General features: G+C 45.7%; 14 protein-coding genes. All 14 read right to left on the reverse strand.

Annotation, left to right across the window (positions count from 1 at the left end):
- Positions 1-40: 40 nt before the first annotated feature.
- Positions 41-1,738, reverse strand: coding sequence for a proline--tRNA ligase (locus ACQCVE_RS03525; protein WP_426861639.1), 1,698 nt, complete (start codon positions 1,736-1,738; stop codon positions 41-43).
- Positions 1,739-1,902: 164 nt separating this feature from the next.
- On the reverse strand, positions 1,903-3,162 hold the full coding sequence (gene rseP, locus ACQCVE_RS03530) for an RIP metalloprotease RseP (RefSeq protein WP_426844415.1): 1,260 nt from the start codon (positions 3,160-3,162) through the stop codon (positions 1,903-1,905).
- 13 nt (positions 3,163-3,175) lie between these two features.
- Complete coding sequence (locus ACQCVE_RS03535) at positions 3,176-4,327, reverse strand: 1-deoxy-D-xylulose-5-phosphate reductoisomerase (RefSeq protein WP_426861641.1); 1,152 nt, start codon at positions 4,325-4,327, stop codon at positions 3,176-3,178.
- A 122-nt stretch (positions 4,328-4,449) separates the two neighbouring features.
- A complete protein-coding gene (locus tag ACQCVE_RS03540) occupies positions 4,450-5,241 on the reverse strand; it encodes a phosphatidate cytidylyltransferase (RefSeq protein ID WP_426844419.1) in 792 nt (263 codons plus the stop codon).
- A gap of 13 nt (positions 5,242-5,254) precedes the next feature.
- Complete coding sequence (locus ACQCVE_RS03545; RefSeq protein WP_426844420.1) at positions 5,255-6,034, reverse strand: isoprenyl transferase; 780 nt, start codon at positions 6,032-6,034, stop codon at positions 5,255-5,257.
- A gap of 128 nt (positions 6,035-6,162) precedes the next feature.
- Complete coding sequence (gene frr / locus ACQCVE_RS03550) at positions 6,163-6,720, reverse strand: ribosome recycling factor (protein WP_426844421.1); 558 nt, start codon at positions 6,718-6,720, stop codon at positions 6,163-6,165.
- A gap of 1 nt (position 6,721) precedes the next feature.
- Complete coding sequence (gene pyrH / locus ACQCVE_RS03555) at positions 6,722-7,444, reverse strand: UMP kinase (protein WP_426844422.1); 723 nt, start codon at positions 7,442-7,444, stop codon at positions 6,722-6,724.
- Between the two features lie 169 nt (positions 7,445-7,613).
- Positions 7,614-8,495 carry a translation elongation factor Ts gene (gene tsf, locus ACQCVE_RS03560; protein ID WP_426844423.1) on the reverse strand — a complete coding sequence of 294 codons (882 nt, stop codon included), beginning with the start codon at positions 8,493-8,495 and terminating at the stop codon, positions 7,614-7,616.
- A gap of 103 nt (positions 8,496-8,598) precedes the next feature.
- On the reverse strand, positions 8,599-9,324 hold the full coding sequence (gene rpsB / locus ACQCVE_RS03565) for a 30S ribosomal protein S2 (protein WP_035411866.1): 726 nt from the start codon (positions 9,322-9,324) through the stop codon (positions 8,599-8,601).
- 153 nt (positions 9,325-9,477) lie between these two features.
- Complete coding sequence (locus ACQCVE_RS03570; protein WP_426861643.1) at positions 9,478-9,969, reverse strand: hypothetical protein; 492 nt, start codon at positions 9,967-9,969, stop codon at positions 9,478-9,480.
- A 137-nt stretch (positions 9,970-10,106) separates the two neighbouring features.
- Positions 10,107-10,874, reverse strand: coding sequence for a FliA/WhiG family RNA polymerase sigma factor (locus ACQCVE_RS03575; protein ID WP_426844425.1), 768 nt, complete (start codon positions 10,872-10,874; stop codon positions 10,107-10,109).
- A gap of 38 nt (positions 10,875-10,912) precedes the next feature.
- On the reverse strand, positions 10,913-11,410 hold the full coding sequence (locus ACQCVE_RS03580; protein ID WP_426844427.1) for a chemotaxis protein CheD: 498 nt from the start codon (positions 11,408-11,410) through the stop codon (positions 10,913-10,915).
- Positions 11,403-12,026, reverse strand: coding sequence for a chemotaxis protein CheC (locus tag ACQCVE_RS03585; protein WP_426844428.1), 624 nt, complete (start codon positions 12,024-12,026; stop codon positions 11,403-11,405). Before ACQCVE_RS03585 ends, ACQCVE_RS03580 begins: the two co-directional genes overlap by 8 nt.
- A 2-nt stretch (positions 12,027-12,028) precedes the next feature.
- Complete coding sequence (locus ACQCVE_RS03590) at positions 12,029-12,493, reverse strand: chemotaxis protein CheW (protein ID WP_426844429.1); 465 nt, start codon at positions 12,491-12,493, stop codon at positions 12,029-12,031.
- Between the last annotated feature and the right edge of the window lies 1 nt (position 12,494).

Consider the following 12,494-nt stretch of genomic DNA (forward strand, 5'->3'; position numbering starts at 1 on the left):
TATTTCTTATTCGTTCATGCCTGGCTCCTCAATTTCACGCTCAGCCAAGTATGCGGCGAACGGTTTCTGCCAGTTCGCTGATATGCACATCCATCATTTCACCCGTTTTGCGCACCTTCAGCTCAACCATATCTTCTTCAGCCCGCTTACCTGCAGTTATGCGAAGAGGCAGTCCGATCAAATCGGAATCAGCAAATTTCACCCCTGCTCTTTCAGGCCGGTCATCAAACAGAATTTCATAGGCTTGGCCAAGCTCTTGATATACTTTTTCAGCTAATGCTGTTTGTGCTTCTGATTTCATATTGGCTGGAATAACATGCAAATCAAAAGGTGCAACCTGCTGAGGCCATACAATGCCTTTTTCATCATGGAACTGTTCGACAATGGCAGCAAGCGTTCTGGAGACCCCTATTCCATAGCAGCCCATGATCATCGGCTGGGATCTCCCGTTCTCATCCAGGTAGGAAGCACCCATATCCACTGAGTATCTGGTTCCCAATTTGAAAACATGACCTACTTCTATCCCCTTGGCAAACTTAATCTTCCCTTCTCCATCAGGAGAAGGGTCGCCCTCCCGGATAAAACGAAGATCTGCATATTGAATCGCTTTTATGTCTCTTTCAGCATCCACATTTATGAAATGAAGCCCTTCTTCATTGGCTCCGCAAACCCCGTTTACAATGGAGCGGACGGCATGGTCGGCTGCAATTTCTATTTTCTCGGGAGCCCCTATCGGTCCAAGGAAGCCTGCTGCACATCCCATTGCCTGCTTTGTTTCTTCCTGTGTAGCAAGTTCAGCGGTGCGTGCTCCAAAGAGATTCTTGACTTTAATGTCGTTGATCTCATGATCTCCTCTTGAAAGGACAAGCACGAACCGGTCATCAACTTTGAACAGAAGCGATTTGATGCATTTTTCTTTTTCAGTTTGGAGAAATCCGGCTACTTCTTCAATGGTCCTCTGCGAAGGCGTTTCTTTTTTCTCTAATTCTCCTGCCGGTTCTTCTTGCCGGGAGTACTCTGCTGTGACGGGGGCCATCTCAATGTTTGCTGCATAGCCTGATTGATCAGAGTAGGCGATTGTATCCTCACCTACATCAGAAAGCACCATGAATTCGTGCGTGTCTTTTCCTCCCATAGCTCCGGAGTCCGCAATGACTGCGCGGAAATTCAAGCCGCATCTTTCAAAAATGTTGGAATACGCCCTGAACATTTTGCTATACATCTCATCAAGACTATCAAAAGAGGAGTGGAATGAGTAGGCGTCCTTCATAATGAATTCCCGCCCTCTTAGAATGCCGAATCTAGGACGCTTTTCATCTCTGAATTTGGTTTGGATCTGATAAAGAGCAAGCGGAAGCCGTTTATACGATTTGACTTCATCTCGTACCAGGCTCGTAATAACTTCTTCATGAGTCGCTCCAAGTGCAAATTCTCTTCCATGCCGGTCTTTAAGCCTCATGAGCTCAGGACCGTAAGAATACCATCTTCCTGATTCCTGCCACAGCTCGGATTGCTGCATAGCTGGCATAAACAGCTCAGATGCTCCGGCATTGTTCATCTCTGCCCTCACAATGCCCTGAATGTTTTGAAGCACTTTCTGGGCGAGCGGGAGATAGCTGTATATCCCGCTCGTATTCTGGCGGATATAGCCGGCTCTCAGCAGAAGCTGATGGCTTTTTATTTCTGCATCTGCAGGGACTTCTCTTAATGTAGGTATAAACGTTAAACTCTGTTTCATTTCTGCACCCCGTTCAATCGGCTGAATTTTACGGCTCTGTTACGGGCCAGCTGATTTCCGCACCGGAGGAGGCTCCTGCAGCCTGTTTCCCTGCAGGAGCCCCGCACTCCCGTTCCGATGGCAACGATGGAGGAAATCAGTACACCCCTCTAACCTTGCCGGTTTTATAAGAAGAATCGCTGGATATCATTCCAGGTTACTACAAGCATCAGAAGCATAAGCAGAGCAAAGCCGATAAAATGGACCACCCCTTCTTTCTGACGGTCGATCGGCTTTCCTCTTACGGCCTCAACGGCAAAGAACATGAGCCTCCCGCCGTCAAGCGCCGGAATCGGAAGAAGATTCATTATCCCCAGATTAATGCTTAATAGAGCGGTCCATCTGAGCAGGTTTTCAAATCCTGACTGCGCCACCTGTCCGGTTACATCATAAATTCCTACGGGTCCGGAAAGCATATCAATGGAAAATTGGCCTGTAATCAGCTTTCCAAGGCTGACCAATATTTCTTTCGTATAAAAGACGGTTTGAGTAGCTCCATGCTCAAGCGCTGTAAAAAAGCCTTTTTCCATAGGAGCATAGGATCCTACACGTCCAATCGTCTGGTCTCCGGCCTTTTCTGCTTTAGGAACGACCTTGATGCTCTGAGGCTCCCCGTTTCTTACCACGGCGAATGTCAGTTCCTTTTCAGGACTTGTGCTGATGATTTTTGTGACATCCGTCCATGTATTTACTTCCCTGCCGTTGATTGTTTTGATTACATCGCCTTCTTTAATGCCCGATTCGATGGCTGCACCGTCTTCAGTCAGTTCACCGAAAATCGGTTTGTCCATCGGTGTTCCCTGAATCAGTCCAAGTCCGAAAAGAACAACGAATGCGAGCACAAAGTTCATCATCGGTCCGGCAATGATTGCGGCGGTTCTCTGACCAAGTGTTTTTGAACCAAACTGCCGGTCATATGGGGCAATCTGAGTTTCCTGGCCATCTGCAACAAAAAAGGAACGTTTAGCGACGTTAAACTGCTTGAGCTGATCTTCTTCTCCATGCTCATAGCCGCTGATTACCATTTTCTTCTCAATATCAGCGTGCTCAACTTCAATGATTCTTGCTTTTGGGTATTTTTCTTTATTGTTTAAGATGATTTTTTCAATTTCATCCTGCTGATTGAACAGGAGCCCTATATGGTGACCTGGTTTTACCTCCACCATTTCCGGATCTTCCCCGGCCATTCTGACATAGCCGCCGATCGGCAATAGGCGAATGGTATAGACGGTCTCATTCTTCTTGTAGGAAAAGATTTTCGGCCCGAATCCGATGGCAAATTCACGGCACAGTATCCCTGCACGCTTCGCTAAAACCAAATGTCCCAGCTCATGGAAAAATACTAGGGCCCCAAAAATCAGAATAAACGCAATAACCGTATTCACCTGCATACCACCTTTAGTTTAATAAGGACCGGACAAAAGCCCTGGCTTCCCGGTCCGCATGCTGGATCGCCTGGATATCCGGATTGCGGATGATATCATGGGATTCCAATGCACGTTCAATCCGGTTTTCAATATCCAAAAATTCAATCCTGCCTGCGAGAAATTGAGCAACTGCCTCTTCATTCGCAGCATTTAGTACAGTGGGCATTGTCCCTCCCATTTTACCTGATTCATAAGCAAAATGTAAGCATTTGAAGCGTGTGAAGTCAGGCTTTGAAAAATGGAGCTTGCCCTGTTCCCAGAGGTTCAGCCTGCCGGTATTTTTTAAAGGCATCCGTTCGGGATAAGTAAGAGCGTACTGAATAGGGACTTTCATATCTGGCGTACCAAGCTGTGCTTTCACACTTCCGTCTGAAAACTCAACCATCGAATGGATAATGCTCTCTTTATGAAGGAGAACGTCGATGCTCTCATATGGAATTCCAAAAAGCCAGAATGCCTCGATCACTTCTAGCCCTTTATTCATCATAGTAGCTGAATCGATTGTGATTTTAGCTCCCATTGACCAGTTTGGATGGTTTAACGCTTCTTCAACCGTTACCCCTTTAAGTTCATCCCTTGTCCTGTCACGGAAACTCCCGCCGGATGCCGTTAAGATCAGCCTGGAGACGTCATCGTGCTTTTCCCCCTGCAGGCATTGGAATATGGCAGAATGCTCGCTGTCAACAGGCAGGAGAATGGAGTTATGCTTCCGTGCTGCCTCCATTACAATGTGTCCAGCTGTAACAAGTGTTTCCTTATTGGCGATCGCTACCGCTTTTCCAGATTCAATGGCTTTCAAAGTGGGGATCAAACCTATGCTTCCCAGCAGCGCATTTACGGTCACATCCGCTTCAGAATGAACAGCAGCCTCGATGTTTCCTTCTTCGCCGAAGGAGAAAGAGATCGGTTCTCCGCTGAATTCTTCTTTTAGGAGGAGGTAATGGTCTTTGGATTTTACCGAGACAAATTTAGGTCTGAACTCTTTAACCGCTTCCCTGCCTGCTTCCAGGTTGGAGCCGAATGTCATAGCCGTTAATTCAAATTTATCAGGGTGTTCCCGGATAACCTCCAAAGTTTGCCTGCCGATTGAACCTGTTGCTCCCAATAAGCTGATTCTTTTCATGGATTTCACTCTCCCAAAAAGCTTTTCTTATCTATAAACAGGCGCTTGCCTGAGCTGCGCTATCAGTCTCCGGCAGAGCCTGCTGCTTCCATCCACGCAGCATTCCATCGAGCCTGCCCTTGTTAAAATAGGACAAGCATGAAATGAAGGAGAGGCAATACAAATAAAAGGCTGTCAAACCGGTCCAGAATACCGCCATGACCAGGCAGAATCTGACCGGAGTCCTTGACGTGGTAATGCCTTTTTAATGCAGATTCAACCAAGTCTCCCACTTGTCCAAAAACAGACAAAAACACGGTTATAAGCGCTATAATCACATAGGAATCTACGATTGGCATAACCGCCTCAAACAGGATCGAGATGATCAGCGCGCAAAGAATCCCTCCGAAAAAGCCTTCAATTGTTTTATTCGGACTGATTTCCGGCCATAGCTTGTGCTTGCCAATCGCCTTCCCGATAAAATAAGCACCCGAATCAGTGGCCCATATGACCAGCAGGGCAAACACAATAAATTCCAGACCTAATGCTCTCGTTTCAATAAAATAGTAAAAACCGATGCCAATGTACATGACAGATAAAAGTGAGAAACCTACATCATCAAAGGAGAAGCGGTTTTTAGTAATTACTGTGTACGTTAAAAAGAGCAGGACTCCGAGCAAGGCAACCTCTAATTTGGAAATATCAATGCGTCCCAATACAATTATATGGCTTGCCGGGATCAGCAATACCCATAAAAGCAAAACACTTACCAGTCCGGGTATGCTTGCAAGCCTGATATTTTTCATTTTTAGCAGCTCGTAAAGACTGATGGTACTCAATACGTAAATGGCAAAGCTAAACGGGATTCCTCCGAGAATAACAAAGGGCAGAAATAACGCAAGTGCCAGTACTGCTGTAATTATTCGCTGTATCATTTGTCATCACCTTCTATACTCCGCCAAATCTGCGGCCCCTTTGCTGATATTCAGCGATTGCTTTTATAAAATCCGCTTCTTTGAAGTCAGGCCAGAGAACTTCTGTAAACCAAAATTCTGTATAAGCCAGCTGCCATAGCATAAAGTTGCTCAGCCGGATTTCCCCGCTCGTGCGAATCAGCAAATCCGGGTCCGGAAGAAACTCTGACATGAGATAGCCGGAGAAAAGCTCTTCATTGATATCCTCGGTGCGCACGAGGCCTTTTTTGGAATCCTCCACAAGATTTTGAATGCCTTTTACAATCTCTGTCCGGCTTCCGTAATTCAAAGCAAAATTCAGGGTTAATCCTGTATTATGAGAGGTTTCCCGTATGGCTTTTTCAACTGCCCGCAGTGTGTGAGCAGGGAGTCTTTCTGTTTCTCCCATAATCTTAACCCGGACATTTTCTTCAATCAGCTCCGGCAAAAAGGTTGTCAAAAATTCTTCAGGGAGCTTCATCAAGTAATCTACTTCTATTTTTGGCCTTTTCCAGTTTTCTGTTGAAAACGCATAAAGCGTCAAAGCACTTACCCCTAAGCCACTTGCGAGCTTCGTTATTTTCCTTACTACTTTCATTCCCTCATGATGGCCTGCCATTCTCGGCAATGCCCTATTCTTCGCCCATCTTCCGTTTCCATCCATTATAATGGCAATATGAGGAGGAATGGGTCCGTCCCTTAAATCCTCTTTTGTGTATGTATGAGTGGCTGAAGGTGATACTGGCCTTCTGCCCTTTCTGAAAAAATTAAGCATGTGATTCCTCCATCACCCTGCAGCTAATGATGCGCTATGACCCCTAGCTGTGTTAACAGTATTAACAAAAAAACCCCCTGTAAACGTTAGAGGGTCTTTTGCACACTTCTATTTTACATAGAAAAACGTTAAACTTCCATGATTTCTTTATCTTTGTCTTTCGCAATCTGCTCCAGCTTGCTGATATAGCTGTCTGTCAGCTTTTGAACTTCATCAGAAAGGCCGCGCAATTCATCTTCTGTCATGTCACCGTTTTTCTCTGCTTTTTTCAAATCATCATTAGCATCACGGCGGATATTGCGGATTCCAACTTTCGCTTCCTCCGCATACTTTTTAACCAGTTTGCCAAGCTCACGGCGTCTTTCTTCCGTAAGAGCCGGAATGGCAATACGTACAATTGTTCCGTCGTTAGTCGGATTCAAACCAAGATCTGCTTTTTGAATGGCTTTTTCAATGTCTCCCAATGCGGACTTATCATAAGGAGTAATGATGAGCATGCGCGCTTCCGGGACACTGATGGAGGCGAGCTGATTGACCGGTGTCGGAGCTCCGTAATAATCCACTGTTACTTTGTCAAGAAGCGAAGCGCTTGCGCGGCCTGCACGGACGGTAGCAAGCTCACGCTGAAAAGCTGAAACGGCTTTTTCCATTCTGTCTTTTGCCTGGTTAATATGCTGGTTTGCCATTTTATTTCCCCCTCACGATGGTTCCGATATTTTCACCTAGAACTGCTCTTTTAATGTTTCCCTCTTCCATGATCGAGAAAACGATCAATGCGATGTCATTGTCCATGCATAAAGAGGAAGCTGTAGAGTCCATAACGGCAAGTCCGTCTTTAAGAACATCCAAATAAGATAATTCTTCGTATTTTACTGCGTTTGCGTCTTTTAGCGGATCTGCGTTGTAAACACCATCCACATTGTTTTTAGCCATCAGGATTACATCCGCTTCTATTTCAGCAGCACGGAGCGCAGCGGTCGTGTCTGTTGAAAAGTATGGGTTACCTGTACCGGCAGCAAATATAACCACACGTTTTTTCTCGAGGTGGCGGATTGCTTTTCTTCTGATGTAAGGTTCTGCTACCTGTCTCATTTCAATGGAGGTTTGCACTCTTGTCTGAATGCCATGATTTTCAAGGCTGTCCTGCAGAGCAAGTGAATTCATAACTGTTGCAAGCATTCCCATATAATCCGCTGTCGCGCGGTCCATGCCCATTTCGCTGCCAACTTTGCCGCGCCATATGTTTCCACCGCCGACAACTACAGCAACCTCCACATCCATCTCTGCTATTTCCTTCACCTGCTGGGCGATGGATTTAATGACGCTCGGATTGATGCCGAACCCTTGAGGGCCTGCTAAAGCTTCTCCGCTTAACTTTAAGACAATGCGTTTATATTTTGGATTAATCATAATAGCCTCCAAATCTTTTCATTAAAATTCCATTAAATAAGACAAGATGCTGTATTGTACGGGAAGCCCTGATTTCGGTGCTCGCGGACAAAGAGGTCCTGTCTTGAAAAAACGGGAACACGGTTGTGTTCCCATTTTCAATGCTTGTTCAGATTAGTAGAACTTCGAATTACTTGCGTACCTGGTTCATAACCTCTTCCGCAAAGTTATCCTGGCGCTTCTCGATGCCTTCCCCTACTTCAAAACGGATGAAAGTTTTCACTTCTGCGTTGTGTGAAGCGGCAAATTGCTTAACTTTCTGATCTGGATTTTTAACGAAGCTTTGATCCAGAAGGCAAATGTCTTCGAAATATTTCCCAAGACGGCCTTCGACCATTTTTGCAACGATGTTTTCAGGTTTTCCTTCGTTTAGAGCCTGCTGAGTCAATACTTCGCGCTCGTGATCCGCTTCTTCCTGGGAAACCTGGTCACGGCTGATGTATTTAGGGTTTACAGCTGCAACGTGCATGGCGATATCCTTTGCAGCGCTCTCGTCAGTTGTTCCTTCAAGAACAGTCAGAACCGCAATACGGCCGCCCATGTGAAGGTATGCTCCGAAAGCATCGCTGTCTGTTTTTGTGACAATTTCAAAGCGGCGAAGAGAAATTCTTTCACCGATTGTCGCTACTGCAGAGTGAATGCGCTCTTCTACAGATGAACCGTTGTCCATTTTGGAAACAAGAGCTTCTTCAAGAGTAGCTGGTTTAGCCGTCAGAAGGTGTGACGCAAGCTCGCTGATAAGTGTTTTAAAGCCTTCGTTTTTCGCAACAAAGTCAGTTTCAGAGTTTACTTCAAGAATAACAGCTTCATTACCTTCTGTTTTAACAGCAGCAAGACCTTCTGCCGCGATGCGGTCAGATTTTTTTGCAGCTTTCGCAATGCCTTTTTCACGAAGGTAATCAATCGCTTTGTCCAAATCACCGTTCGTTTCTGTCAGCGCTTTTTTGCAATCCATCATGCCTGCGCCAGTTTTTTCACGAAGTTCCTTAACCATTTGAGCAGTAACTGCCATGGGGAATTCCTCCTTAGAATTTAAAGTTATGTAAGGCAATTCATTTCTTTTTAAAAAAAGGCGATAAAAGGCCTGACCCTCTTATCACCTTTTGGTTTGCTCATTAAGCAGTAGTTGTTTCTTCTTCAGCAGCTTCTTCGCCTTCGTTGCCTTGTTTCGCTTCAAGGATCGCATCAGCCATTTTGCCTGTAAGAAGTTTAACCGCACGGATTGCGTCATCATTTGCAGGGATCACGTGGTCAATCTCGTCCGGATCGCAGTTCGTGTCAACGATGCCAATGATCGGAATGTTCAATTTGTGTGCTTCTGCAACAGCGATGCGCTCTTTGCGTGGATCGATGATGAACAGAGCATCCGGAAGGGATTTCATATCTTTAATTCCGCCCAGGAATTTTTCAAGGCGCTCAAGCTCTTTTTTAAGCTGAACAACTTCTTTTTTAGGCAGAACTTCGAAAGTTCCGTCTTCCTGCATTTTTTCAATGTCTTTTAGACGCTTAATACGCTTTTGGATTGTTTCGAAGTTTGTTAGCGTTCCACCCAGCCAGCGTTGGTTTACGTAGTACATGCCTGAACGTTGAGCTTCTTCTTTTACAGAATCCTGAGCTTGTTTCTTTGTACCAACGAAAAGAATTTTACCGCCGTTAGCAGCCAATTCTTTTGTTACGTTGTATGCTTCTTCAACCTTTTTAACTGTCTTTTGAAGGTCGATGATGTAGATGCCGTTACGCTCTGTGAAGATGTAACGTTTCATTTTTGGGTTCCAGCGGCGTGTTTGGTGACCGAAGTGAACACCAGCTTCAAGCAATTGCTTCATTGAAATTACTGACATGTTAATTTTCCTCCTAATGGTTTTTCTCCTCCGCTTTACATCATTTCCTAGCATAACTGACTGAACAGCACCAATGCCCGGATCTGTAAGCGTGTGTATTAACACCAAGAAAAAATATACCACAGTCAAACAGCGTAATCAAGGTTTATCTCTCTATTTTCGACGGAATTTTAATAGAAGCTCAATTTCTGTTTTTCCTTTGCCCGTCTTCCTGGCGATTTCCTCGATGGAGCGGCCTTCTTCATAAAGCCTGACTGCTTCTTCAGGGACCGGATCGGAATGGCTCCACTCTACAGAATCTTCCATTTCCTCAGCATGGAGAAGATGATCCGGCAGCTGTTCGGCCATTTCTGGTTCCTCTTCAATATGGGTGTTTCCAATTTTGCGGTTTTCAATCCTGTTCGCGGACTCGGATTCGGTTTCCTGCTCTGGTCCTGCAGCATGCTCCAGCGCTCTCATTAAGCGGTCATGCTCTTCCCTTTGTTCGAGCATGAAGGCGGCAAGCAGCTGTTCGGTATCTTCAAGAATCGACTGCTGCTCTTTTTTTGTATCGGTATGGGAGGCCAACTTGGTGAAAAGCAATAAAATTAAATATAAGGAAACGATGTGCAGGAGTACGCTCGTAATGATGAAAAATGTGTTCATGGGTAATCCTCCCTTCTGCTGTCCGGCCAGCTGCCTTCAGAAAAAGCAAGCTGCGCCCTGCAGGCTTCTGAAGCCAAAAACTAAAAAAGGCGTTTCCGGCAGGCTTGTCCGCCCTATGCCAGTTTCGCCCCCGGGTTTTAATTTAAGAATTTCTCCATGATTCTTCTGAGCTTAAAGAGCGCTTTAGAGTGGATCTGAGAGATTCTTGATGTAGACAAATCCATCACTTGACCAATTTCGGTCAATGTTAATTCTTCCTTATAAAACAGCGAGACAACGATCTGTTCTTTTTCAGATAATTCGGTGATGACTTCTGAAAGCTGTCCGATCAATTCCTGTTTAAGAACTTTTTCTTCAGGGGTCTCGGTTCTTTCATCCTTTATTACCATACCTGTAAAATCCCCGTCATCGTGATCTGCAGAGTGTTCGTCAATGGAGAGCACGTTAGCAAAAAAACCTTCATTGACTGCCGCAAGAACTTCATCCTCTGAAATTCCCATCTCGTTGGCAATCTCACCCGGTGTTACATTTCTCAAGTATTTTTGCTCCAGTTTTTCAATCATCGACTCGACCCGCTTCGCTTTTTCCCGTGAACTCCTCGGGAGCCAGTCTTCTTTTCTCAGGCCATCAATGATCGCTCCCCTAATTCTGAAGGATGCGTACGTATCAAATTTAAGATCTCTGCCCGGATCAAATTTTTCAAGCGCGTCATACAGTCCGTACAAGCCAAGGCTCATTAAATCGTCTCTGCTCACAGTTTTCGGAAGGCCTACGGATATTCTCTGGACATGGAATGTCACGAGCGGCCTGTACCTTCTAATCAGGTCATCTCCGGCTGCAGGATCCCTCTCAGTAACCCATCGGTTCCATATCTGCTGTTCCTCTTTGCCTGTCATTTGAGTCATTGCCTTTCCCCCTAGTGCCTGCTGCCTATTTTGTAAGGCTATATTATGGATGTTCCGAGATTCACTGTGCGAATGGCCAGCTGAGCCGTACCAGGATCAAATTCAATCGTTCTTCCGCTTGATCCACCTGTATCTGAAGAGATAAGAGGCACTGAATAGCGATGCAGAAGAGCTTTTACTGCCTCAACATTCCGCGGCCCAATCCTCATTAATTCGTTTTCGGATTTAAACGAGAACATTTGAGCACCGCCAGCCATTTTTGCTTTTAACCTTCTAATTGGCGACCCCATTGCCTCGAGGCTCCGGATCAAATCCAAAAACGCTGTATCAGCATATTTATAGCGGTTGAAATCACATTGTTTTGCAAGAGTCGATGTCGGCAGCATAATATGCGCCATTCCTGCAGTCATTAAGTCTTTATCATACAGCACCAGTCCTACGCATGAGCCAAGACCTGAGGTGCGAAGCCTGCTCGGTGAGGACGCTGTATGAAGATCCGCTATCCCGACTTTAATTATTTCAGGAGTTTCAAGCATTGCTGACTCCAAGCGCCTTATAATAATGGCCGATCGATTCATAATCCGGCAGAAGGAACAGGTGCCCTTCAAGCGTTCGGTTCCCCACATCTCCTCTATCCCGGATAACGGTGCGCAAGAGCACGGCGAAGTCTGATGCTTTTGAAAGTTCAATCAGGCCTTCAGAGATTACAGCACCAAACATATCCACCGATAATTGCGGCACTTCAGGAATAAAGGCAAGCCCGGTAAAGTCAGACAATGAAGTTAAATAGGATCCGATCAGGATGTTGCCGAGTTCTTTGACAGCCGATACACCGTATTCATCATAAGGCGGCTTGCTTAATTGGAGGGAGCCGATCCCTGTAAGCTCTCTTACAAACTTTTCTGCCGGACCCACTTCCATAATAAAATACATGGAGCCTGAAATTTCACCGGCTATCCTCAGAAAAATGCAAGCGACCTCTTTGTCAGCCCCGCCCAGTGCTTCTGCCAGCTCTGTAAAAGAGACAGCCTGAACGTCCGGCACATCCATTTCCATCCTTCTGCCAAGCATTCGGGACAGCGATGCAGCCGCATTTGCCGCCCCCATATTCGTCATTTGTCTTAATGCATCGACTTGATTCTGTGTCAGCATCCTTACTTTACTCCATCGGCTGCTGCAGCCGGGGATGCTTCGAGAACCTCCGCCAGATCAAGCATAATGATCAGCCGCTTGCCAAGCTTTACCACTCCGCTGATATAGTCGGTCTTGATCATCCCCGCCACCTCAGGGGAAGGCTCGATTTGTTCAAAAGATATGTCTGTAACGTCATTCGCAGCATCCGCAGCCAAACCCGCTTCTATGCCATGCACCGCCACTACGATCATTCTGGAATGCTCTGTGTATTCTGCATCGGAGAGCTCAAACCGCTTCCGCAGATCAATGACTGGTGTTACGACTCCCCGCAGATTGATTACCCCTTTAATATAAGGATCTGTACCCGGAACCCTTGTAATGGATTGAATCTTTTCGATCGATTTTACCTGATTTACCGGAATGCCGAATTCCTCTTCACCAAGGCGGAAGATGATAATTTTCGTCTCTGATTGACTATTCTGCATG

It is taken from the genome of Metabacillus sp. 113a (assembly GCF_050107635.1).
GTDB lineage: Bacteria > Bacillota > Bacilli > Bacillales > Bacillaceae > Metabacillus_B.

What these genes read in the sequence shown, in the direction of transcription:
- ACQCVE_RS03525 (WP_426861639.1), bottom strand. Translation starts at nt 1,738, where the DNA reads ATGAAACAGAGTTTAACGTTTATACCTACATTAAGAGAAGTCCCTGCA.
- ACQCVE_RS03535 (WP_426861641.1), bottom strand. Translation starts at nt 4,327, where the DNA reads ATGAAAAGAATCAGCTTATTGGGAGCAACAGGTTCAATCGGCAGGCAA.
- ACQCVE_RS03540 (WP_426844419.1), bottom strand. Translation starts at nt 5,241, where the DNA reads ATGATACAGCGAATAATTACAGCAGTACTGGCACTTGCGTTATTTCTG.
- ACQCVE_RS03545 (WP_426844420.1), bottom strand. Translation starts at nt 6,034, where the DNA reads ATGCTTAATTTTTTCAGAAAGGGCAGAAGGCCAGTATCACCTTCAGCC.
- frr (WP_426844421.1), bottom strand. Translation starts at nt 6,720, where the DNA reads ATGGCAAACCAGCATATTAACCAGGCAAAAGACAGAATGGAAAAAGCC.
- pyrH (WP_426844422.1), bottom strand. Translation starts at nt 7,444, where the DNA reads ATGATTAATCCAAAATATAAACGCATTGTCTTAAAGTTAAGCGGAGAA.
- tsf (WP_426844423.1), bottom strand. Translation starts at nt 8,495, where the DNA reads ATGGCAGTTACTGCTCAAATGGTTAAGGAACTTCGTGAAAAAACTGGC.
- rpsB (WP_035411866.1), bottom strand. Translation starts at nt 9,324, where the DNA reads ATGTCAGTAATTTCAATGAAGCAATTGCTTGAAGCTGGTGTTCACTTC.
- ACQCVE_RS03570 (WP_426861643.1), bottom strand. Translation starts at nt 9,969, where the DNA reads ATGAACACATTTTTCATCATTACGAGCGTACTCCTGCACATCGTTTCC.
- ACQCVE_RS03575 (WP_426844425.1), bottom strand. Translation starts at nt 10,874, where the DNA reads ATGACTCAAATGACAGGCAAAGAGGAACAGCAGATATGGAACCGATGG.
- ACQCVE_RS03580 (WP_426844427.1), bottom strand. Translation starts at nt 11,410, where the DNA reads ATGCTTGAAACTCCTGAAATAATTAAAGTCGGGATAGCGGATCTTCAT.
- ACQCVE_RS03585 (WP_426844428.1), bottom strand. Translation starts at nt 12,026, where the DNA reads ATGCTGACACAGAATCAAGTCGATGCATTAAGACAAATGACGAATATG.
- ACQCVE_RS03590 (WP_426844429.1), bottom strand. Translation starts at nt 12,493, where the DNA reads ATGCAGAATAGTCAATCAGAGACGAAAATTATCATCTTCCGCCTTGGT.